This is a genomic window from Mesorhizobium sp. M2A.F.Ca.ET.039.01.1.1 (genome assembly GCF_003998035.1).
Lineage (GTDB): Bacteria > Pseudomonadota > Alphaproteobacteria > Rhizobiales > Rhizobiaceae > Mesorhizobium.
On sequence record NZ_RZRY01000041.1, the window covers coordinates 1 to 19,505 of the forward strand.

Here is a 19,505-nt window from a genome sequence, read left to right on the forward strand (position 1 = left end):
TGTCCATGATTACAGGCACCGAGGCCAGGCTGATCACGTTGTTGATCACCGTCGGCTTGCTGAACAAGCCTTGGGTGGCCGGCAGCGGCGGCTTGGCGCGCACCACCCCGCGTTTGCCCTCCAGGCTGTTCAAGAGCGAGGTTTCCTCGCCGCAGACATAGGCGCCGGCGCCGACGCGGATCTCCATGTCGAAGGCGTTGGGCGAGCCCAGCACGTTGAGGCCCAGCACGCCGGCCTTGCGGGCGATCGCGACGGCCTTGTTCATCGTCGCCACCGCATGCGGATATTCCGAGCGGATATAAACGAAACCCTTGGTCGCGCCGGTGGCGATGCCGGCGATCGCCATGCCTTCGATCAGCACGAAGGGATCGCCTTCCATGATCATGCGGTCGGCGAAGGTGGCGCTGTCGCCTTCGTCGGCGTTGCAGACGATGTATTTCTGCGCGCCAGCCGTATCCAGCACCGTCTTCCACTTGATGCCGGTCGGGAAGCCGGCGCCGCCGCGGCCGCGCAGGCCCGACTCGGTAACCTGCTTGACGACGTCGGCCGGCGCCATGGCGACGGCGTTCTGCAGGCCGCGCAAGCCGCCTAGCGACTTGTAGGCATCGAGCGACAGCGGATCGTTGATGCCGCAGCGCGCGAAGGTCAGCCGCGTCTGCTTGGCGAAGAAGGGGATCTTGTCGGGCGCGCCTAGCCAGCGCTTGTGGTGGCCGCCGGTGAGGAAGCCGCTGTCGAACAGGCTCTTGACGTCGGACGGCTTGACCGGCCCGTATGCGACGCGACCCTTGTCGGTCGCCACTTCGACCATTGGCTCGAGGAAATAGGCGCCGCGCGAGCCGTTGCGCACGATCTTGGCCTCGACGCCGCGCTCCTTGAGCTCCTTCTCGATCGCCCTGGCGACCTTCTCGGCACCGAGCGCCAGCGCGCCGGAATCTGCGGGGATATAGATGCGCGGGATCATGAACGCACCTCCGCGACGATCTCTTCGATCTTCTCGTCATCGAGCCGGCCGATGACTTCGCCGTCGAGCATCGCCGACGGCGAGCAGGCGCAAAGCCCGAGGCAGTAGACCGGCTCCAGTGTAACCGATCCGTCGCGCGTGGTCTCGTGGAAATCGATGCCGAGCAGCTGCTTGACCTTGGCCGCGACCGCATCCGACCCCATCGACTGGCAGGCTTCCGCCTGGCAGAGCTTGAGCACATGCCGTCCGGCGGGCTTGGCGCGGAAATCGTGATAGAAGCTCACCACGCCATGCACTTCGGCGCGGGAAAGGTTCAGCCCGTCGGCGATCACCGGCAGCGCGTCCTTCGGAACGTATCCGAACTCTTCCTGTATGCTGTGCAGGATCGGCAGCAGCGGGCCCTCGAGGCCCTTCATCTCATCAATGATCGCCGCCGTGCGCGACGCGATCTCGGTACTTGCGGCCTGCATGGTCACGCAGCGCCCTCCCTGGTCGTGGCGGCCAATGTATGTCACCCCAGGATATAGAGCGTTTTCGGGGCAACGACATGCATAGGGCGCAATATCGCTAAGTCCTTACGAAATCAGAGGAAACCTCCGAAATCAATAAAGCGCTCCCGTCGATCGATAGAAATTTCCTATCGAACAGCGGTGGCCCGCATTCTCTAACCTAGCGATGACGGCGGAAATCGTCTGCCAGCGCCATCGCCTCGTCCAGCAGCGCCTGCACCAGAGGCGTGTGCGGCTCGCGGGGTGCTGCCACCAGACCGACCGTGTGACTGGCGTCCGGCTCGACGATCGGAATGGCCCGGATCGGCTCCGAAAAGCCGAACGTTTCCGCGAGGTTGAGCGGCATGATCGACGACCATTTGCCTGTACGGATATGCGAGAACAGCACGATCATCGAGTTGGATTCCAGCGTCGGCCGGACCTGCACGCCGGCCTCCGCCAGATGCTGGTCGATGATGCGGCGGTTCTGCATGTCAGGCGTCAGCAGGCAGAGCGGCAGCTGGCTGATCTCGGCCCACGTCACTTTGTCGCGATCGGAATAGGGGTTCCCGACCGCGGTGATCAACTGGTAGCGCTCGTCATAGAGCGGCACGCTGATGACGCGCCCGAGCGGCTCGTTGTCGAGATAGGTGATGCCGGCATCGACGTCGAAATTGCCGAGCAGCGACAGCACCTCGATCGAGGTCCGCGACAGGATGGAGAAGGTTACGCCCGGATGCTTTTCGCGAAACGGCGTCGTCAGCCGTGCCACCATTGCCAGCGCCGTCGGAACGGCGGCGATGCGGATACGGCCGGCAAGGCCGTGGCGCGCCGCCCGCATCTCCTCGCGCATCGTCCTTGTGTCGCCGACGATGCGTCGCGCCCAGCCCAGCACCTGCCTGCCTTCCGGCGTCAGGCCCTGGAAGCGCGAGCCGCGCAGCACCAGCATGACGCCGAGCTGCTCCTCGAGCTGCTTGATGCCGGCCGACAGCGTCGGCTGGGTGACGCCGCACACCTCCGCCGCCCGGCCGAAATGCTCCTCCTTGGCCAGCGCCAGGAAGAACTCCAGTTTGTCGATCATGCCATCCGATCCAACGCGGTTTAGCTCAAGGTCGGGGAAATCGCATCGCTCCGCAAGACGCACGCACAATCGGACGTCGTCCACATTTTTGAGCCGGCTATCTGTTTTCCCGCGCCGCACATGTGCGCTATGTGGGGGGTGGGCGGATTGAGGAGGACGACATGCTGGCCTGGTTTCGCAAGCTGTTGCCGCGCGAGGATCGCTTCTTCGATCTGTTCGAGCGGCATTCGCGCACTGTGGTCGGCGGCGCCGAAGCCCTTCAGCATCTTCTCAACGGCGAGGACATCGACGGCTGGTGCCAGACGATCGTCGATCTCGAAAACGAGGCCGACGGCATCACCGCCGAGGTCCTGCTTGCGGTCAGGCGCTCCTTCATCACCCCTTTCGATCGCGGCGACATCAAGGATCTGATCCAGTCGATGGATGACGCCATCGACATGATGCACAAGACCGTCAAGACGGTGAAGCTGTTCGAGGTGAGGGAGTTCGACCCGCTGATGCGGGAAATGGGCGGCGTCATCGTCCAGGCAGCCCGGCTGGTCGCGGAGGCGATCCCGCTGCTCGGCAAGGTCGGCGCCAACGCAGCGCGCCTCAACGCCATCGCCGAGGAGGTCATGCGCGTCGAAGGCCGCGCCGACGACCTGCACGAGCAGGGCCTCAAGGATCTGTTCAGGCATCACGGCCGCAGCGACCCGATGGCTTACCTGATCGGCTCGGAGATCTACGGCCAACTGGAAAAGGTGGTCGACCGCTTCGAGGACGTCGCCAACGAGATCAGCGGCATCGTGATCGAGAACGTTTAGGCGATGGAGGCCACGATCGCTTTTCCGCTGCTGATCGGCCTCGTCGCCGTGGCCCTGTTCTTCGATTTCCTGAACGGCCTGCACGACGCCGCCAATTCGATCGCCACCATCGTTTCCACCCGGGTGCTCAGGCCGCATTACGCAGTGTTCTGGGCGGCTTTCTTCAATTTCATCGCCTTCCTGTTCTTCGGCCTGCATGTGGCCGAGACGGTCGGGAAAGGCATTGTCGACGCCAGCATCGTCACGCCGGCGGTGATCTTCTCGGCACTTGTCGGCGCCATCGTCTGGAACATCGTCACCTGGGTCGCCGGCATTCCGTCGAGCAGTTCGCACGCGCTGATCGGCGGGCTGGTCGGCGCCGGCGTCGCCAAGGCCGGGACCGGCGCCATCGTCTGGTCCGGGCTCGGCAAGACGGTCGCGGCGATCGTGCTCTCGCCGGCGACCGGATTCGTGCTGGCGCTCGTCCTGGTTCTCGTCGTCTCCTGGCTGTTCGTGCGCCAGACGCCGTTTGCCGTCGACAACACGTTCCGCGTGCTGCAGTTCTTTTCCGCCTCGCTTTATTCGCTGGGGCATGGCGGCAACGACGCGCAAAAGACCATGGGCATCATCGCCGTGCTGCTCTATTCGCAAGGTATGCTCGGCCAGAGCTTCTACGTGCCGCTGTGGGTGGTCCTCACCTGCCAGTCGGCGCTGGCCCTGGGCACGCTGCTCGGCGGCTGGCGCATCGTGCACACGATGGGATCGAAGATCACGCGGCTGAACCCAATGCAGGGTTTTTGCGCTGAGACCGGCGGCGCCATCACGCTTTTCGCCGCCACCTGGCTCGGTGTTCCGGTCTCGACCACCCACACCATCACCGGCGCCATCATCGGCGTGGGCGCCGCCCGCCGCGTCTCTGCCGTGCGCTGGGGCATTGCCGGCAACATCGTCGTCGCCTGGGTGATCACCCTGCCGGCGACAGCGGCTATCTCGGCGTTGACCTACCTCGTCACACGGTTGGCCGGATGATCGGCCTCAACTCGTAGCGGGGCTACTTGTACACCAGGTTCAGGATGTTGCCATCAGGATCCCTGAACCAGGCGACTTTCATCCCGTAGCCGATATGGATGTCGCCCTCCAGCGTCAGCCCGGGCATATCGTAGTGCTCGAAGCTGACGCCTTTCGCCCGCAGCGACTTGACGATCGGCTCGATCCGGTCGCCGACCGTCCACGTCACCGCCGTTGCCTTGTTGGTGCCGGCAAATTGCGAATGGTAGACGTTGATGAGCGTGTCTCCGCTTTTATAGACGACGAGTTCGCCGCCCATGTCGTCGACCTGTTTGAGGCCGAGCATTCCCTCGTAGAACGCCTTGGCCTTTTCCAGGTCTTTCACCGCGAGATTGGCTGTCGCATTGCTGTTTTCGAGCATGACGATCTCCTTCACGCTTGTCGTGATGGCAAGGGAGATAGCGCGGGCGGCTCGTTTGGCCATGACAGGGCTCGAATGCCGATTGGCAGATCCGACATCATCCGTCGCTTTCCGGGGCACGCCGGCTGAGCGATTGCGCCACGGCTTGGTTCTGGCGGGAAACTGCACTATCTGGAACGCCAAAGTCCCGAGGAAAGATCAATGACCGTCACCAAGGAATCCGTCGTCGAGCGCCTGAAGACGGTGAACGGGCCGGACTTCACCGGCAACATCGTCGACCTGGGCATGGTTTCGGAGATCTTCATCGCCGATTCCAAAGTGTTCTTCTCGATCACCGTTCCCGCCGCCCGGGCCCAGGAGCTGGAGCCGCTGCGCGCCGCGGCCGAGCGCGCGGTAAAGGCCATCCCCGGCGTCGCCAGCGCCGTCGTCGCGCTCACGGCGGAGAAGAAGGGCGGCGGCATGGAAGCGCCGGTTCCGGCGCGCCCGGCAGCGCCGAGGCCCGCAGCCCCGCAGCCGTCACAGCGTCCCGCGCCACAGGCGCCGGCTTCGCACAGCCACGGCAGGCGCGGCGTGCCCGGCATCGACGCCATCATCGCCGTCGCTTCCGGCAAGGGCGGCGTCGGCAAGTCGACCACCGCCGTCAACCTGGCGCTTGGCCTCGCCGCCAATGGGCTGAAGGTCGGCGTGCTCGATGCCGATATCTACGGCCCGTCTATGCCCAGGCTGCTCAACATCCATGGCCGGCCGCAGACGGTCGACGGCAAGATCCTGAAGCCGATGCAGAATTATGGGCTGAAGGTCATGTCGATGGGCTTCCTCGTCGATGAGGAGACGCCGATGATCTGGCGCGGCCCGATGGTGATGTCGGCGCTGACGCAGATGCTGCGCGAGGTCGAATGGGGTCCGCTCGACGTGCTGGTGGTCGACATGCCGCCCGGCACCGGCGACGCCCAGCTCACCATGGCGCAGCAGGTGCCGCTTGCCGGCGCCGTCATCGTCTCCACTCCGCAGGACCTGGCGCTGATCGACGCGCGCAAGGGCCTCAACATGTTCAAGAAGGTCGACGTGCCGCTGCTCGGCATCGTCGAGAACATGAGCTACTTCCTCGCACCCGACACCGGCAAGCGCTACGACATTTTCGGCCATGGCGGGGCGCGCCGCGAGGCCGAGCGCCTCGGCGTCACCTTCCTCGGCGAGGTGCCTCTGGAAATGGGCATCCGCGAAAGCTCGGACGCCGGCGCGCCGGTGGTCGCCTCCAAGCCCGAGGGCGCCGAGGCGAAGATTTATCGCGACATCGCCTCGAAGGTCTGGGATCGGGTCCAGGAAGAGCGCGGCGCGGCCGAAGCCGCCGTGCCGAGCATCGTGTTCGAGTAGCCCTCCAGGGCAGGGGTCAGGCGCCGACCTTCTCGCCAAACGTCGAGAAGAACTGCCCCGCGAGCTTCTTCGATGTCGACTGGATCAGCCGGCTGCCGAGCTGCGCGATCTTGCCGCCGACCTCGGCCTTGGCGGCGTATTTGAGCACCGTCGCATCCGGCCCGTCCTCGGTCAGCGTCACGTCGGCGCCGCCCTTGGCGAAACCGGCAATGCCGCCCTTGCCTTCGCCCTGGATGGTGTAGGAATGCGGTGGCTTGAGGTTCTTCAGCGTCACTTCGCCGTTGAAGGTCGCCTTGATCGGCCCGATCTTCAGCACCACGGTCGCCGCCATCTCGGTGTCCGAATTCTTCTCGAGGCTCTGGCAGCCCGGAATGGCTTCTTTCAGGATCTCCGGGTCGTTGAGGGCTTCCCACACTTTTTTGACGGGTGCGGCGATCCGCTCCTCGCCTTCGATCACCAAAGCCATCAAACCCCTCCCGGATTGCTGTTATCGATTGGTCGTAGCGCGCGGCCCGTAACAAGTCTATCGCACCAAAGTCCGGGTCCCGGCTGCGTCTACCTCTTGCTTGCGCTCGCGCGTTGTCCTATCGATTTGTCATACAAATACGGAGACCACCATGGCAGGCGCCCCCACCAGGAAGAAGAAATTTCGCTCGCAGGAGTGGTTCGACAACCCCGACAATCCAGGCATGACGGCGCTCTATCTCGAGCGTTATCTGAACTATGGCCTGACCCGCGCCGAGCTGATGTCGGGCAAGCCGCTGATCGGCATCGCGCAGACCGGTTCTGATCTTTCGCCCTGCAACCGCCACCACCTCGAGCTTGCCAAGCGCGTGCGTGAAGGCATCGTCTCGATGGGCGGCATCCCCTTCGAGTTCCCGTGCCATCCGATCCAGGAGACCGGCAAGCGCCCGACCGCCGCGCTCGACCGCAACCTTGCCTATCTCAGCCTCGTCGAGGTTCTTTACGGCTATCCCCTCGACGGCGTCGTGCTCACCATCGGCTGCGACAAGACCACGCCGGCGTTGCTGATGGCGGCGGCCACCGTCAACATTCCGGCGATAGCGCTGTCGGTCGGTCCGATGCTCAATGGCTGGCACAAGGGCAAGCGCACCGGCTCCGGCACCATCGTCTGGGAGTCACGCCAGCGCCTGTCTGCCGGCGAGATCAACTATGACGAGTTCATGGACATCGTCGCCTCCTCGGCGCCGTCGACCGGCTATTGCAACACCATGGGCACCGCCACCACCATGAACTCGCTGGCCGAGGCGCTCGGCATGCAGCTCCCCGGTTCGGCCGCCATTCCGGCGCCCTATCGCGAGCGCGGCCAGATCGCCTACGAGACCGGCAAGCGCATCGTCGACATGGTGCATGAGGACCTGAAGCCCTCCGACATCATGACGCGCCAGGCCTTCGAAAACGCCATTGTCGTCAACTCGGCCATCGGCGGCTCCACCAATGCGCCGATCCACCTCAACGCGATCGCCCGCCATCTCGGCGTGCCGCTCGACAATGACGACTGGCAGAAGATCGGCCTCAACGTGCCGCTCCTCGTCAACCTGCAGCCGACCGGCGAATATCTTGGCGAAGACTATCACCATGCCGGCGGCGTGCCGGCGGTCGTCGCCGAATTGATGAAGGCGGGGCTCCTGCCGCATCCCGATGCGATCACCGCCAACGGCAAGTCGATGGGCGACAATTGCCGGGATGCCGTCAACGAGAACCACGAGGTCATCCGCAGCGCCGACCAGCCGCTCAAGGCCAATGCCGGCTTCATCAATCTCAAGGGCAATCTGTTCGATTCCGCCATCATGAAGACGAGCGGCATCTCGCCCGAGTTCCGTGAGCGTTATCTCTCCAATCCCAACGATCCGGAGGCTTTCGAGGGCAACGCCATGGTCTTCGACGGGCCGGAGGACTACCACGCCCGCATCGACGATCCGGCGCAGGGCATCGACGAGCACACGATCCTGTTCATGCGCGGCGCCGGTCCGGTCGGCTATCCGGGCGGCGCCGAGGTGGTCAACATGCAGCCGCCAGCCTACCTGATCAAGAAGGGCATCCATTCACTGGCCTGTATCGGTGACGGCCGCCAGTCCGGCACGTCCGGTTCGCCGTCGATCCTCAACGCCTCACCGGAAGCCGCGATCGGCGGCGGCCTCGCCCTGCTCAAGACCGGCGACCGCGTCCGCATCGACCTGAAGAAGGGCACGGCCAACATTCTCGTCAGCGACGAGGAGATCGCCAAGCGGCGCGCCGCGCTGCAGGCCAATGGCGGCTATCACTATCCCAAGCACCAGACGCCCTGGCAGGAGATCCAGCGCGGCATGGTCGACCAGTTCTCGGCCGGCATGGTGCTCAAGCCGGCGGTAAAGTACCAGGACGTCGCCCACACCAGCGGCGTGCCGCGCGACAATCACTGATTGTCGACTAAATCATGAGGACGGCTCGCCTCCGGCGAGTCGTCCTTTTTCGTGCCCTTGTTTCGGCCACGCCCAGCACACAGATAAGGTTGATCTCGGCAGGCCGCGAAGGGGGGAGATTATCGTGGCAAGACGGCGTTCTTCCCTGGGCTTCCTCGGCATGTTCGGCCGCTCGGGCGACCTGCGGCAGCTGGATGAGGCGTTGCGCAAGGCCGACCTGCATCCGGCCCTGGTTCCCGAAGGCGTGAAACTCACCATCGTCAATCTGATGAACGACCGCTGGCCGGACGAGCCGCCGGCCGACGCGTATAGCTCGGTGGCGCAGCTTTGCGGCTATTGCGTCGCCGGGCCGGACGTGTTCGAGCAGGCCAACGGCCGGGAGCCGACCTTGGCGGTCGAGCGCCGCATCGAGGCGGCGCTGGAGGCCGGCGACAGTTTCGACGCTCAGATCGTGCTGATGACGCTGCACGCCAAGCTGATCAATCCAGAAGTGGTTGAGCGCTATGGACTCAGCGCGGAGTGATTTGGGTAGGACGCGTTGAGATTCCGGTCAGGCCGGCCTCACCTAAATATCAACGTGTCCTAGCCGCCCATGCCGCTGCGCGGCAGCTTGATCATCTCGCCGAAGCGGGCGCGCAATTTGTCGTCGAGCAGGCGCGAGACATGGCGCGGGAAACGCTCCGCAAGCACGCGCTTCTTCTCCGCGATCGCCCGCGACAGGATGTCGGGCCGGCCCTTTTCGTTCCATTCCTTGGGCGAGAAACGGTCGCCGACGGCGGGATAGAAATACTCGGTCTGCATCAGCTTCAATGTCTGATCGTTGCCGAGATAGTGCCCGGGGCCTTTGAGGCAGACCTCGGCGATGGTGTCGATCGACAGCGCATCGTCGGTCACCTCGATGCCGCGCACGCAGCGCAGGCAATGTCCCAGCATGTCGTTGTCGATGATCAGGCTTTCGAGGCAGAAGCCGAGCAGTGAGGCATGCATGCCGGCCGACTCATAGACCAGGTTGAGGCCGGACAGCCCCGCCATCACATTGGTGATGCCCTTCTCGTAACCGGCCTGTATGTCGGGCAGCTTGGAGTCCGACATGCCGGCGGCCGAGCCGCCGGGCAGGTCGTAATATTGCGCCATCTGCGCGCAGGCCGCGGTCAGCACCGCCTGCTCGGCCGAGCCGCCGGACATGGCGCCTGTCCTGAGGTCGGAGACGAACGGCCATGTGCCGAAAATCGCCGGATGCCCAGGCTTGATTGCGTTGACATAGACCAGGCCCATCAGCACTTCCGCCACTGCCTGGACCACGGCGCCGGCAATCGCGGCGGGTGCTGTGGCGCCGGCCTGACCGGCCGAAAGAAGAAGGATCGGAATACCGCCCTCGACGCAGGCTTCGAGCACGCCGCAGGCGTCCTCGGCGAACTTCATCGGCGGCACGACGAAGCAGTTCGAGTTCGACACGAAAGGTCGCGCCCGGAAATTTTCTTCGCCGCCGGCGATCGTATAGAGCATCTCCAGCGCCGGCTTGACGTTCTCGCGCACGGTGAACGAGGTGCCGACATGCTTCGATGTCCCCATCACGCAGGCATAGAGCGTGTTGAAATCCATATCGAGCGGGTCGGGAATATCGCGCGGCACCATGGTGCGCTGGAAGAAATGGATGTTGTCCAGCCCCTCGACGAGACGGGCGGCGTCATAGAGGTCCTGCAGCAGCGATTCGCGATATTCGCGCTTCTCGACATCGACCAAATGCACCGCCGCGCCCGCCGTGCCGAAATGCACGCGTTTGCCCTGGATCAGCATGTCGTGCTTGGGATCCTGGCCGTAGAGGATGAAGTTGCGCGCCGCCCTTTTGATCTTGTCCAGCACCAGCGCGCGCGGCAGCCGGATGCGGCCGTCGTCGCCATAAATGCCGCCGACCCGGGTCAGCGCTTCGATGCAGGACGGGATGGCATTGGCGAAGCCGACCGTCTCCAGCAGCGTCAGCACCGCTTCGTGGATGCGTTCCTGGTCGTTCCGGCTCAACGGCCCGTAGCTGCCGCCTTCAAGCCCCGGCCGCACCGGGCGGATGTCGTCGGCCAAGGGCGCCGCCCGCATCGCGCGGCGCGCTTCGCGCCCGCCGGAACGCCGCGAACGCTGGTCCGACGACGCTTCCTGCTTCTCGAGAGCCACTGACATGGAAGCACTCCACCTTTTGTCTTTATTTGCGACGCGGTCCGCGGCGGTTGGTCCACCATCGGCCTGCCTCGTCCCCTTATGTCCCCGACTATGCCGCCGGCATTGGTACAGCCTATGAGCCAAGCAATCCCGTCGAATATGCCAGAGTGATAAAGCGGCTAGCGTGCGCCCAAGCAAAAAGAGCCGGCGGCTGCCGGCTCTTTTTTGGAAAGTCCGTGGGGATCAGGCCGCCGCGGGCCTGCGCCCGGCAGCGGTGGCGAGTTCGCGGATGCCGGGCTCGATATGCTGCAGCGAGATCGAGGAGATGCCCAAGCGCATGAAACGCGAGGGCTTTTCGCTGCGGTCGAAGAACCGGTCGCCGGGCTCGATGATGACGCTGCGCGAAGCGGCGGCTTCGGCCAGGCCGCGCGAATCGGTGCCGCGCGGCCCTTCCAGCCAGAGCGATGTGCCGCCCGCCGAGTCGGTCGAGCGCCATTCTGGCAGGAAAGCGGAAATCGCATGGACCAGCCGCTTGCGCCGCTCGTCGAAGGCGGCGGAGAGCCTGCGCACCAGCGCCTCGTGATGGCCGAGCGACAGGAACAGCGCGACAGCGCGCTGGTTGTTCGCCGGCGGGTGCCTGAGCATGAAGCGGCGCAGCGCGCGAAGCTCGGCGATCAGCCCGGCCGAGGCCACGATGTAGCCAAGCCTGAGGCCCGGAGCCAGCGTCTTCGACATCGAGCCGACATAGATGACGCGGCCCGAGCGGTCGAGGCTCTTCAGCGCCTGCTGCGGCGCCTCGTCGAGCAGCTGGCTGTCATAGCCGTCCTCGATGATGATCTGGTTGTTGCGGTTGGCGCGCGCCAGAAGATCCTGCCGGCGTTCCGCCGACAGCGGCACCATGGTCGGGCAGTGATGGCTCGGCGTGACGAAGACGAAGCCGGAATCGCTGGGGATCGACGAGGTCACGATGCCCGACTGGTCGACCGGAACCGGCTGGATATCGGCACCGGCCAGCCGGAAGATCGAGCGGGCGTCGGGATAGCCTGGATCCTCCATCGCCACCTTCGAACCCTTGGTCATCAAGAGCGAGGCCAGCATATAGAGCGCGTTCTGCGCGCCCAGCGTCACGATGATCTCGTCCGGATTGGCAAAGATGCCGCGGCGCGGCAGCAGCCTGGCCTGGATCTGCTCGATCAGCAGCGGATCGTCGCGATCCACCATGTCGGACGCCCAATTGCGGATCTCGAGCACGGCCAGCGCCATGCGGTTGCACTCGCGCCATTCGGCGGTCGGGAACAGCGCCGGGTCGAACTGGCCGTAGACGAATGGATAGGAGGACTTGATCCAGTTGTCGTGCTTGGCCGGCGGCGGCATATCGCTTGCGGCGATCTGCCGGCGCGCCTTCCAGTCGATCTCGTTCTGCTGGTCGGGCGCCTTCTGATGCGGCTTGGCCGGGGTAGCCAGCACGTCAGGGTTGACGAAATGGCCGCGCCGCTCGCGCGCCACCAGGAAGCCCTGGTCGACCAGCTGCTGGAAGGCGAGCACCACCGTGCCACGGGCAACCCCGAGTTTTTCCGCCAGAATCCGGCAAGACGGCAGCGGCATCGAAGCGGCGATCTGTCGGTCGAGAATCGCCGCGACGATCGCCTGGCGGATCTGTGCCTGGAGGGTTTGGCCGGATTCAGCCGAAATCCGGAACAGGCCGGACCATATGGCCGTGTCATTGCGCTGTGGCATGGGAAATCATCCTCGGATGGCCAGCTGTTTTCACTTGGCTGGACCAGTGGAGTGTATGGGTGGCATAAGGGGTTGCGCCAATCAATTTTTCTGATCGCTGGGATTTATGCCAGTGATCTATCGGCCCGCGTTAGCGGTTCATTTAGCGATCGGTAAAACAATGCCGCAGTGCATCATAAAAGCGTGATGCACTGCGGCAATGCCGCGCTTGAATGAAATGGAAATCGGCTCAATAGAATGATGCGAAAATGACGCGACGACACGCGCCGGAAACATCCGGCCTGTTAAGATAAATCTAAAAACCCGCCAGGAGCCCGCCAGTGGATCAGTCATCTTTCGACAAGCAACTTGCCGAGCTGCGTGATCAGCGCGCGGCGGCCAAGGGCACGATGCGCGAGGCCTTCGCTGCCGATCCCAAACGTTTCGAGACGTTCTCCGCCACCGACGGCGACCTTCTCCTCGACTGGTCGAAATGCGCGGTCGACGCAAACACCATGACGATGCTGGAGAAGCTCGCCGGCGCCGCCGACCTCGCGGGACGCCGCGCGGCCATGTTCGAAGGCAAGAAGATCAACATCACCGAGAACCGCGCCGTTCTGCACACCGCGCTGCGCAACCTGACCGGCAAGAGCGTGATCGTCGATGGGCAGGATACCAAGGCTGATGTGATTGCCGTGCTCGATGCCATGGGCGCTTTCGCCGACGCCATCCGCTCCGGCAAGGCTGCGGGCGCCACCGGCAAGAAGATCACCGACATCGTCAACATCGGCATCGGCGGCTCGGACCTCGGCCCGGCGATGGTGACGCTGGCGCTGGCGCCCTACCATGACGGACCGCGTGCGCATTACGTCTCCAATGTCGACGGCGCCCATATCCACGACACGCTGAAGGGCCTGTCCGCCGAGACGACTTTGTTCATCGTCGCCTCCAAGACCTTCACCACGGTCGAGACGATGACGAATGCTGAGACGGCGCGCGACTGGGTGCAGAAGGCGCTTGGCAAGGAGGCGGTTGGCAAGCATTTCGCCGCCGTGTCGACCGCGCTCGACCTGGTGGCGAAGTTCGGCATAGAGCAGGACCGCGTCTTCGGCTTCTGGGACTGGGTCGGCGGCCGCTACTCGGTCTGGAGCGCCATCGGCCTGCCGGTGATGATTTCCGTCGGTCCGCGCAACTTCCGCGCCTTCCTCGACGGCGCGCATGAGATGGACGAGCATTTCCGCTCAGCACCCGTGCAGAAGAACCTGCCGGTGCTGCTGGGGCTGATCGGCTGGTGGCACCGGGTCGTCTGCAAATATCCGGCCCGCGCCGTCATCCCTTACGACCAGCGCCTGTCGCGATTGCCGGCTTATCTGCAGCAGCTCGACATGGAATCGAACGGCAAGAGCGTCACGCTGGACGGCACCGCGGTCGCCACGCCGACCGGCCCGCTGGTCTGGGGCGAACCCGGCACCAACGGCCAGCACGCCTTCTTCCAGCTTCTGCACCAGGGCACCGACTTCATCCCGGTCGAATTCCTTGCCGCTGCCGTCGGCCACGAGCCCGAACTGAAGCACCAGCACGACCTCCTGCTCGCCAACTGCCTGGCGCAATCGGAGGCCTTCATGAAGGGCCGCACGCTGGAAGAAGCGCGCGCGCAGATGCTGGCCAAGGGCATGAAACCGGCCGATGTCGACCGCATCGCGCCGCACCGCGTCTTCTCAGGCAACCGCCCCTCGCTCACCATCCTCTACCGCAAGCTCGATCCGCGCACGTTGGGCCGTATAATCGCGCTCTACGAGCATCGCGTCTTCGCCGAGGGCACGCTTTTCAACATCAATTCCTTCGATCAATGGGGCGTCGAGCTCGGCAAGGAACTGGCGACAGGCCTGCTGCCTGTCGTTGAGGGCAAGGAGACTGCCGCAAACCGCGACGCCTCGACTGCCGGTCTGGTGGGACACATCCACCACTTGCGCGGTTCGGAGTAAAAGGATTGGCAGACATCAAGGGAATTCTCTTCGACAAGGACGGCACGCTTGTCGACTTCAATGCAACCTGGCTCGGTGTCGCGGACTTCATGGCGATGGATGCCGCCGAAGGCGATCGCTGGAAGGCCGATCGCCTGCTCGCCGCCGCCGGCTTCGACTTCGTCACGAAACGCTTCAAGCCCGATTCGATCTTTGCCTCGGGTTCGAACATGGACGTCGTCGAACTGTGGTTTCCGCGCCTGTCCGACGAAGACCAGATGCATGCCGTTTCGCGCTTCAACGAGATCACCTCCGTGCAGGGCTCCTCGATGGCGGTGGCGCTTCCCGGCGTTCTCGATTCGCTGCGGGCGCTGCACACGCGATCCTACCGCATGGGCGTCGCCACCAATGATTCCACCAGCGGCGCCGAGAAGACACTCGCCACGCTCGGTGTCGCGCAGCTTTTCGACGCCGCCTTCGGCTATGATGCCGTGGCCAACCCGAAGCCGGCGCCGGACACCGTCATTGCCTTTTGCGATCTGACCGGGCTGAAGCCGGGCGAGATCGCCATGGTCGGCGACAATCGCCATGACCTGGAGATGGCGCGCGCCGGCGGCTGCGGCCTGGCGGTGGGCGTGCTTTCCGGCACCGGCACGCGCGACTCGTTGGCGCCGATGGCGGATGTCATCCTGGACTCGGTCGCCGACCTGCCGGATTTCCTTGCCGCGCGGATGAGCGTGCCTGCGGGCTAACCGGGTTCGGCCACAAGCGCGAACACCGCGCTTGGCTTCGGCTCGCCGCCGCCGTTTCCGCCGACATCCGGCACATGGTATTCGCCGAGCAGGCAGAGCCGCGACCTCGGCAGCCAGGCACGGCCGGGGTCACCGACCAGCACGTCGATGCCGGCGGCCAGGCAGCGTTCGAGGAACGGCATCATCCGCTGCCCCACATCCTGCGCGTAAAAGACATCGCCCGCGAGCACCAAGTCGACCGCCGGCGGCGGACCGTCGGTGACATCCCCCTCGCATATCTGGATGGCGACGCCATTGGCTTCCGCGTTGAGGCTCAGCGCCACGATCCCGTTGCGGTCGATCTCCGCTGCGATCACCGCGCGCGTCCCGGCTTTTGCCGCCGCGATGCCGACCAGCCCCGAGCCGGCGCCGAGATCGAGCACGCGTTTGCCGGCCACGATCGACGGGCGGTCCAGCACATAGCGGGCCAGAACCGCGCCGCCGGCCCAGGCGTAGGCCCAGTAGGGCGGCTGTGGCTCTGCCTCGCCTTCGTCACCGTCCTCCGGTTCGAGCAGCCGCCGCAGGCCGCTGCCCGGATGCGCCTGATAAAGCCGGACCTCCGGCACTGACGGCACCGGCGCCAGCCGCATGTTCGCCTTGATGAACTCCGCCCGATCGAGCGCTTTCGCCGGCTCTCGCCTCAGGCTGGCCGCACTATCGCTCAAGCCTGGTCCCGCAGCGCGCGACGCAGGATCTTGCCGACCGGCGTCTTCGGCAGTTCGGTGCGGAATTCGATGTATCTCGGCCGCTTGTAGCCGGTCAGGTTCTCGCGGCAATAAGCCATCAGCGCCTCGACGGTCAGCGCCGGATCCTTCTTGACCACGAACAATTTAGGCACTTCGCCGGAATGCTCGTCCGGCACGCCGATCGCGGCCGCTTCCAGCACGCCAGGGTGATGCGCCACCACCTCTTCCAGTTCGTTCGGATAGACGTTGAAGCCGGAGACCAGGATCATGTCCTTCTTGCGGTCGACGACCTTGGTGTAGCCGCGCTCGTCCATGAAGCCCATGTCGCCGGATTTGAAGAAGCCGTCCTTGGTCATCACCTTGGCGGTCTCGTCGGGCCGGTTCCAGTAGCCGGCCATCACCTGCGGGCCGCGGATGCATATCTCGCCCACCTCGCCAAGCGGCACATTGTTGCCGTCGTCATCGCGGATGGCGATCTCGGTCGAAGGCAGCGGCAGGCCGATCGTGCCGGTGAAGTCGCTGGAGCTGAATTTGTTGGCGGTGGCCACCGGCGATGTTTCGGACAGTCCGTAGCCTTCGCTCACCGGGCAGCCGGTCAGCGCCTTCCAGCGTTCGGCGACGCCCTTCTGCACCGCCATGCCGCCGCCCAGCGTCAGGATCAGCGGCTTGAAGTCCAGCTTGCGGAACTCCTCATTGTTGAGCAGCGCGTTGAACAGGGTGTTGAGGCCCGGGAAGATGTGCATCGGGTATTTCGCCAGTTCCTTGACGAAGCCCGGAATGTCGCGCGGGTTGGGGATCAGCACGTTCTGCGCGCCCTGCTGCATGCCCATCAGTGCATTCACCGTCAGCGCGAAGATATGATAGAGCGGCAGCGCGCAGATGAAGTTTTGATGCGCCGGCTTGGGCTTCACCGTATAGGCGTCCTCCACCCATAGCGAGTTCTGCGCGACGTTCGAAAGCACGTTGCGATGCAGCAGCACGGCGCCCTTCGAGACGCCGGTGGTGCCGCCCGTATATTGCAGGAAGGCGATGTCGTCGCCGGAGACCGTGGGCGGCTTGAAGGCGATGGTCGCGCCGGTCTTGAGCACGGCGTTGAACTTGACGTGGCCGGGCAGCGACCATGCCGGAACCATCTTCTTCACCCGCCGCACGACGAGGTTGACGATGGCGCCCTTGAGGCCGCCCAGCATGTCGCCCATCGATGCGACGATGACATGCTTCACAGGCGTCCTGGCGATGACCGCCTGCAGCGTGCCGGCGAAGTTTTCCAGGATGACGATCGCCTGCGCGCCGGAATCCTTCAACTGATGTTCCAGTTCGCGCGGCGTGTAGAGCGGGTTGATATTCACCACCGTGTAGCCGGCGCGGAGCACCGCCATCATCGCCACCGGATATTGCAGCACGTTCGGCATCATCAGCGCCACGCGCGCGCCCTTTTCCAGGCCTCTTGCCTGCAGGTAGGCGCCGAACGCGGCCGACAGCCGCTCGAGCTCCGCATAAGTGATTGACTTGCCCATGCACACGAAGGCCGGCTGCCTGGCGAATTGCTTGCAGGCGCCGACCAGGAACTCGCCGATGGACTTGTAGGGCAGGGCGCCGATCTCTGCCGGCATGTTCTTCGGATAGCTTTTCAACCACGGCTTCTCCGGCAGGCCAACCGTGAGTTCGGTGATCGCCTTCGGCAAGCCCTTCGAGGCAGATTTGGCGGTGGCCGGCTCTGTGGATTTCGCGGCTGCCGCCTTGGCCTTTGGCGCTGCGGGTTTGGCGGCGGCCGGCCTTGCCGCCTTGGCGGGCGCTGCCTTCGCGGCCGTCTTCACCTTCGGCGCGGCGGCAGCCTTGGCAGCCTTGGGCGCATCGCTTTCAGCGGCCTTGGCTTTTGCTTTCGCCGGCCCTGTCGTCTTGGCTGCTTTTGCCACCTGTCTCTCCCTGTCGCCTTCGATATGGGCGCCCGCTTCCGCAAGAAGCGTCCTCCACGCCGGTTCGGATTTTCCGGGAAATCCCGCCCATCATCTATGTATTGCCTCTATCTGCGACCGTGCAAGCCTTGCCCCAGCGGCAGGGCGGGGAAAGATTTGCCGTCGAAATCCGCTCCTCGATGGCCTCCCGCGTCAGCCTGGAGGGCAGGCGGACGTCCGGCGGCGCGGCCTCACGGGCTCGTTCCCCAAGACAGCCGATCAATAAAAAAATGCCGTCGTTAATAATGTTGTGAGCGGAAAAGAATGCTTATTTTTTCTATTATTGGAGCATAATCTAGATTCTTTTCCTGCTTCCCATGGGGTACGCACACGAGGTGTTCCAAAGGCGAAGAAACGGTGCTTATATGCGCCCTTCGCGAGCCTGATAGAGGGGCTTGAGAGAACATCAGGGAGTGCTCAATGAAAAAGACAATGACTTTTGCAGCCGCGTTGCTGGCTGCAAGCGTCCTCAGCGGCATGGCCAGTGCCAAGACGCTCGTTTATTGCTCGGAAGCGTCGCCGGCCAATTTCGACCCCGGCACGACGACCGGCGGCAACGACTTCGACGCTTCGTCGCGCACGGTCTATTCGCGACTGGTCGAGTTCAAGCATGGCGGCACGGAGATCGAGCCCGGTCTTGCCGACAAATGGGAAATTTCCGACGACGGCCTTGTCTACACTTTCCATCTGCATCCGGGTGTGAAGTTCCAGACCACCGATTATTTCAAGCCGACGCGCGACCTCAACGCCGATGACGTCGTCTTCTCCTTCGATCGCCAGTTCAACAAGCAGAACCCGTGGAACGGCGACAAGTATCTGCCGAACCTCACCTGGGACTATTACACCGGCATGGACATGCCGAAATATGTCGCCAAGTGGGAGAAGGTCGACGACCTCACCGTCAAGCTGACGCTGACCGAGCCGAACGCGCCGATGCTGGCCAATCTCGGCATGGACTTCGCCTCGATCGTGTCGAAGGAATATGCCGATCAGCTCGAGAAGGACGGCAAGATGGCCGACTTCTCGACCAAGCCGATCGGCACCGGTCCGTTTCAGTTCGTCGACTACCAGCTCGACGCCGTCATCCGCTATGCGGCCAATCCGGATTATTTCAAGGGCAAGGAAAAGATCGACGATCTGGTCTTCGCCATCACGCCTGACGCGACCGCCCGCATCCAGAAGGTGCTGGCCGGCGAGTGCGACGTGGCTCCGTATCCGAATCCGGCCGACATCGCCACCATCAAGGCCAACAAGGACGTGACCTTGATGGATCAGGCCGGCCTCAACATCGGCTATATGAGCTACAACACCACGATCCCGCCGCTCGACAAGCCGGAAGTGCGCCACGCGCTCAACCAGGCGATCGACCGGGAGGCGCTGATCAAGTCGCTGTTCCAGGATGCCGGCGCCACACCGGCCGAAAACCTCATCCCGCCGACCATGTGGTCGTGGGACAAGGACGTGAAGACCGACGCCTACAATCCGGATGAGGCCAAGAAGGTGCTCGAGGCTGCCGGCTTGAAGGAAATCCAGCTCTGGGCTTCCGACCGCGTTCGCCCGTATAACCCGAACTTCCAACGCGCCGCCGAGCTGATCCAGGCCGACTGGGCCAAGGTCGGCGTCAAGGCGACCATCGTCAACTACGAATGGACGAAGTATCGCGAGGAAGGCAAGAAGAAGGACCGTCCGGGCGCCTTCCAGATC

At 64.2% G+C, this 19,505-nt stretch carries 17 protein-coding genes and 1 pseudogene; 8 read left to right on the plus strand and 10 right to left on the minus strand.

All coding sequences use genetic code 11. The features are described from left to right. The 3 genes and pseudogenes from EOA24_RS06060 to EOA24_RS06070 all read right to left on the minus strand — a co-directional run. Positions 1-961, minus strand: a pseudogene (locus EOA24_RS06060) (formate dehydrogenase); the annotation flags it as partial. Further along, positions 958-1,437 carry a formate dehydrogenase subunit gamma gene (locus EOA24_RS06065; protein ID WP_126079698.1) on the minus strand — a complete coding sequence of 160 codons (480 nt, stop codon included), beginning with the start codon at positions 1,435-1,437 and terminating at the stop codon, positions 958-960. The pseudogene EOA24_RS06060 and the gene EOA24_RS06065, both read right to left, overlap by 4 nt. Before the next feature lie 193 nt (positions 1,438-1,630). Continuing rightward, positions 1,631-2,530 carry a LysR family transcriptional regulator gene (locus EOA24_RS06070; protein WP_126079697.1) on the minus strand — a complete coding sequence of 300 codons (900 nt, stop codon included), beginning with the start codon at positions 2,528-2,530 and terminating at the stop codon, positions 1,631-1,633. Positions 2,531-2,691: 161 nt separating this feature from the next. On the opposite strand from EOA24_RS06070, the gene EOA24_RS06075 reads away from it, so the two are divergent. Continuing rightward, positions 2,692-3,333 (plus strand): DUF47 domain-containing protein, encoded by a 642-nt coding sequence (locus EOA24_RS06075; RefSeq protein WP_126079696.1) that lies wholly within the window; start codon positions 2,692-2,694, stop codon positions 3,331-3,333. A 3-nt stretch (positions 3,334-3,336) separates the two neighbouring features. Then, entirely contained in the window at positions 3,337-4,341 is a 1,005-nt protein-coding gene (locus EOA24_RS06080) for an inorganic phosphate transporter (protein WP_126079695.1), read from the plus strand. Positions 4,342-4,363: 22 nt separating this feature from the next. Here EOA24_RS06080 and EOA24_RS06085 read toward each other — a convergent pair whose 3' ends face one another. Next, positions 4,364-4,741: a VOC family protein gene (locus EOA24_RS06085; protein WP_126083591.1), complete on the minus strand. Its 378-nt coding sequence runs from the start codon at positions 4,739-4,741 to the stop codon at positions 4,364-4,366. Between the two features lie 201 nt (positions 4,742-4,942). Between EOA24_RS06085 and EOA24_RS06090 the strand changes: the two genes are divergently transcribed. Beyond that, complete coding sequence (locus EOA24_RS06090) at positions 4,943-6,115, plus strand: Mrp/NBP35 family ATP-binding protein (RefSeq protein WP_126079694.1); 1,173 nt, start codon at positions 4,943-4,945, stop codon at positions 6,113-6,115. A gap of 16 nt (positions 6,116-6,131) precedes the next feature. On the opposite strand, the gene EOA24_RS06095 is transcribed toward EOA24_RS06090, so the two are convergent. Continuing rightward, the gene (locus tag EOA24_RS06095; RefSeq protein WP_042647051.1) at positions 6,132-6,581 is read right to left on the minus strand and encodes a carbon monoxide dehydrogenase subunit G; all 450 of its coding nucleotides are present in this window, start codon (positions 6,579-6,581) and stop codon (positions 6,132-6,134) included. A gap of 151 nt (positions 6,582-6,732) precedes the next feature. Here EOA24_RS06095 and EOA24_RS06100 point away from each other — a divergent pair, with 151 nt between their 5' ends. Together EOA24_RS06100 and EOA24_RS06105 are read left to right on the plus strand one after the other, a co-directional pair. After that, entirely contained in the window at positions 6,733-8,538 is a 1,806-nt protein-coding gene (locus EOA24_RS06100) for an IlvD/Edd family dehydratase (protein ID WP_126079693.1), read from the plus strand. Between the two features lie 124 nt (positions 8,539-8,662). Then, on the plus strand, positions 8,663-9,061 hold the full coding sequence (locus EOA24_RS06105; RefSeq protein WP_126079692.1) for a hypothetical protein: 399 nt from the start codon (positions 8,663-8,665) through the stop codon (positions 9,059-9,061). Between the two features lie 59 nt (positions 9,062-9,120). Here EOA24_RS06105 and EOA24_RS06110 read toward each other — a convergent pair whose 3' ends face one another. The 3 genes from EOA24_RS06110 to EOA24_RS06120 all read right to left on the minus strand — a co-directional run bounded on the left by EOA24_RS06110 (position 9,121) and on the right by EOA24_RS06120 (position 12,759). Next, positions 9,121-10,710 (minus strand): trimethylamine methyltransferase family protein, encoded by a 1,590-nt coding sequence (locus EOA24_RS06110; protein WP_126079691.1) that lies wholly within the window; start codon positions 10,708-10,710, stop codon positions 9,121-9,123. 222 nt (positions 10,711-10,932) lie between these two features. Next, the gene (locus EOA24_RS06115; protein WP_040986066.1) at positions 10,933-12,426 is read right to left on the minus strand and encodes a PLP-dependent aminotransferase family protein; all 1,494 of its coding nucleotides are present in this window, start codon (positions 12,424-12,426) and stop codon (positions 10,933-10,935) included. A 138-nt stretch (positions 12,427-12,564) separates the two neighbouring features. Beyond that, positions 12,565-12,759 carry a hypothetical protein gene (locus tag EOA24_RS06120; RefSeq protein ID WP_126079690.1) on the minus strand — a complete coding sequence of 65 codons (195 nt, stop codon included), beginning with the start codon at positions 12,757-12,759 and terminating at the stop codon, positions 12,565-12,567. Between EOA24_RS06120 and pgi the strand changes: the two genes are divergently transcribed. Both pgi and EOA24_RS06130 read left to right on the plus strand, forming a co-directional pair. After that, the gene (pgi, locus tag EOA24_RS06125; RefSeq protein WP_127257602.1) at positions 12,747-14,390 is read left to right on the plus strand and encodes a glucose-6-phosphate isomerase; all 1,644 of its coding nucleotides are present in this window, start codon (positions 12,747-12,749) and stop codon (positions 14,388-14,390) included. The two genes, EOA24_RS06120 and pgi, sit on opposite strands and share 13 nt — an antisense overlap. Before the next feature lie 5 nt (positions 14,391-14,395). Then, on the plus strand, positions 14,396-15,121 hold the full coding sequence (locus EOA24_RS06130; RefSeq protein WP_126079688.1) for an HAD family hydrolase: 726 nt from the start codon (positions 14,396-14,398) through the stop codon (positions 15,119-15,121). Here EOA24_RS06130 and EOA24_RS06135 read toward each other — a convergent pair. Beyond that, positions 15,118-15,750, minus strand: coding sequence for a 50S ribosomal protein L11 methyltransferase (locus EOA24_RS06135; protein WP_126083590.1), 633 nt, complete (start codon positions 15,748-15,750; stop codon positions 15,118-15,120). The genes EOA24_RS06130 and EOA24_RS06135 overlap by 4 nt on opposite strands. 71 nt (positions 15,751-15,821) lie before the next feature. Continuing rightward, positions 15,822-17,762 carry a long-chain fatty acid--CoA ligase gene (locus EOA24_RS06140; protein ID WP_126079687.1) on the minus strand — a complete coding sequence of 647 codons (1,941 nt, stop codon included), beginning with the start codon at positions 17,760-17,762 and terminating at the stop codon, positions 15,822-15,824. Between the two features lie 459 nt (positions 17,763-18,221). On the opposite strand from EOA24_RS06140, the gene EOA24_RS06145 reads away from it, so the two are divergent. After that, on the plus strand, positions 18,222-19,505 hold a 1,284-nt coding region (locus tag EOA24_RS06145; protein WP_133374470.1), incomplete at its 3' end, for an ABC transporter substrate-binding protein.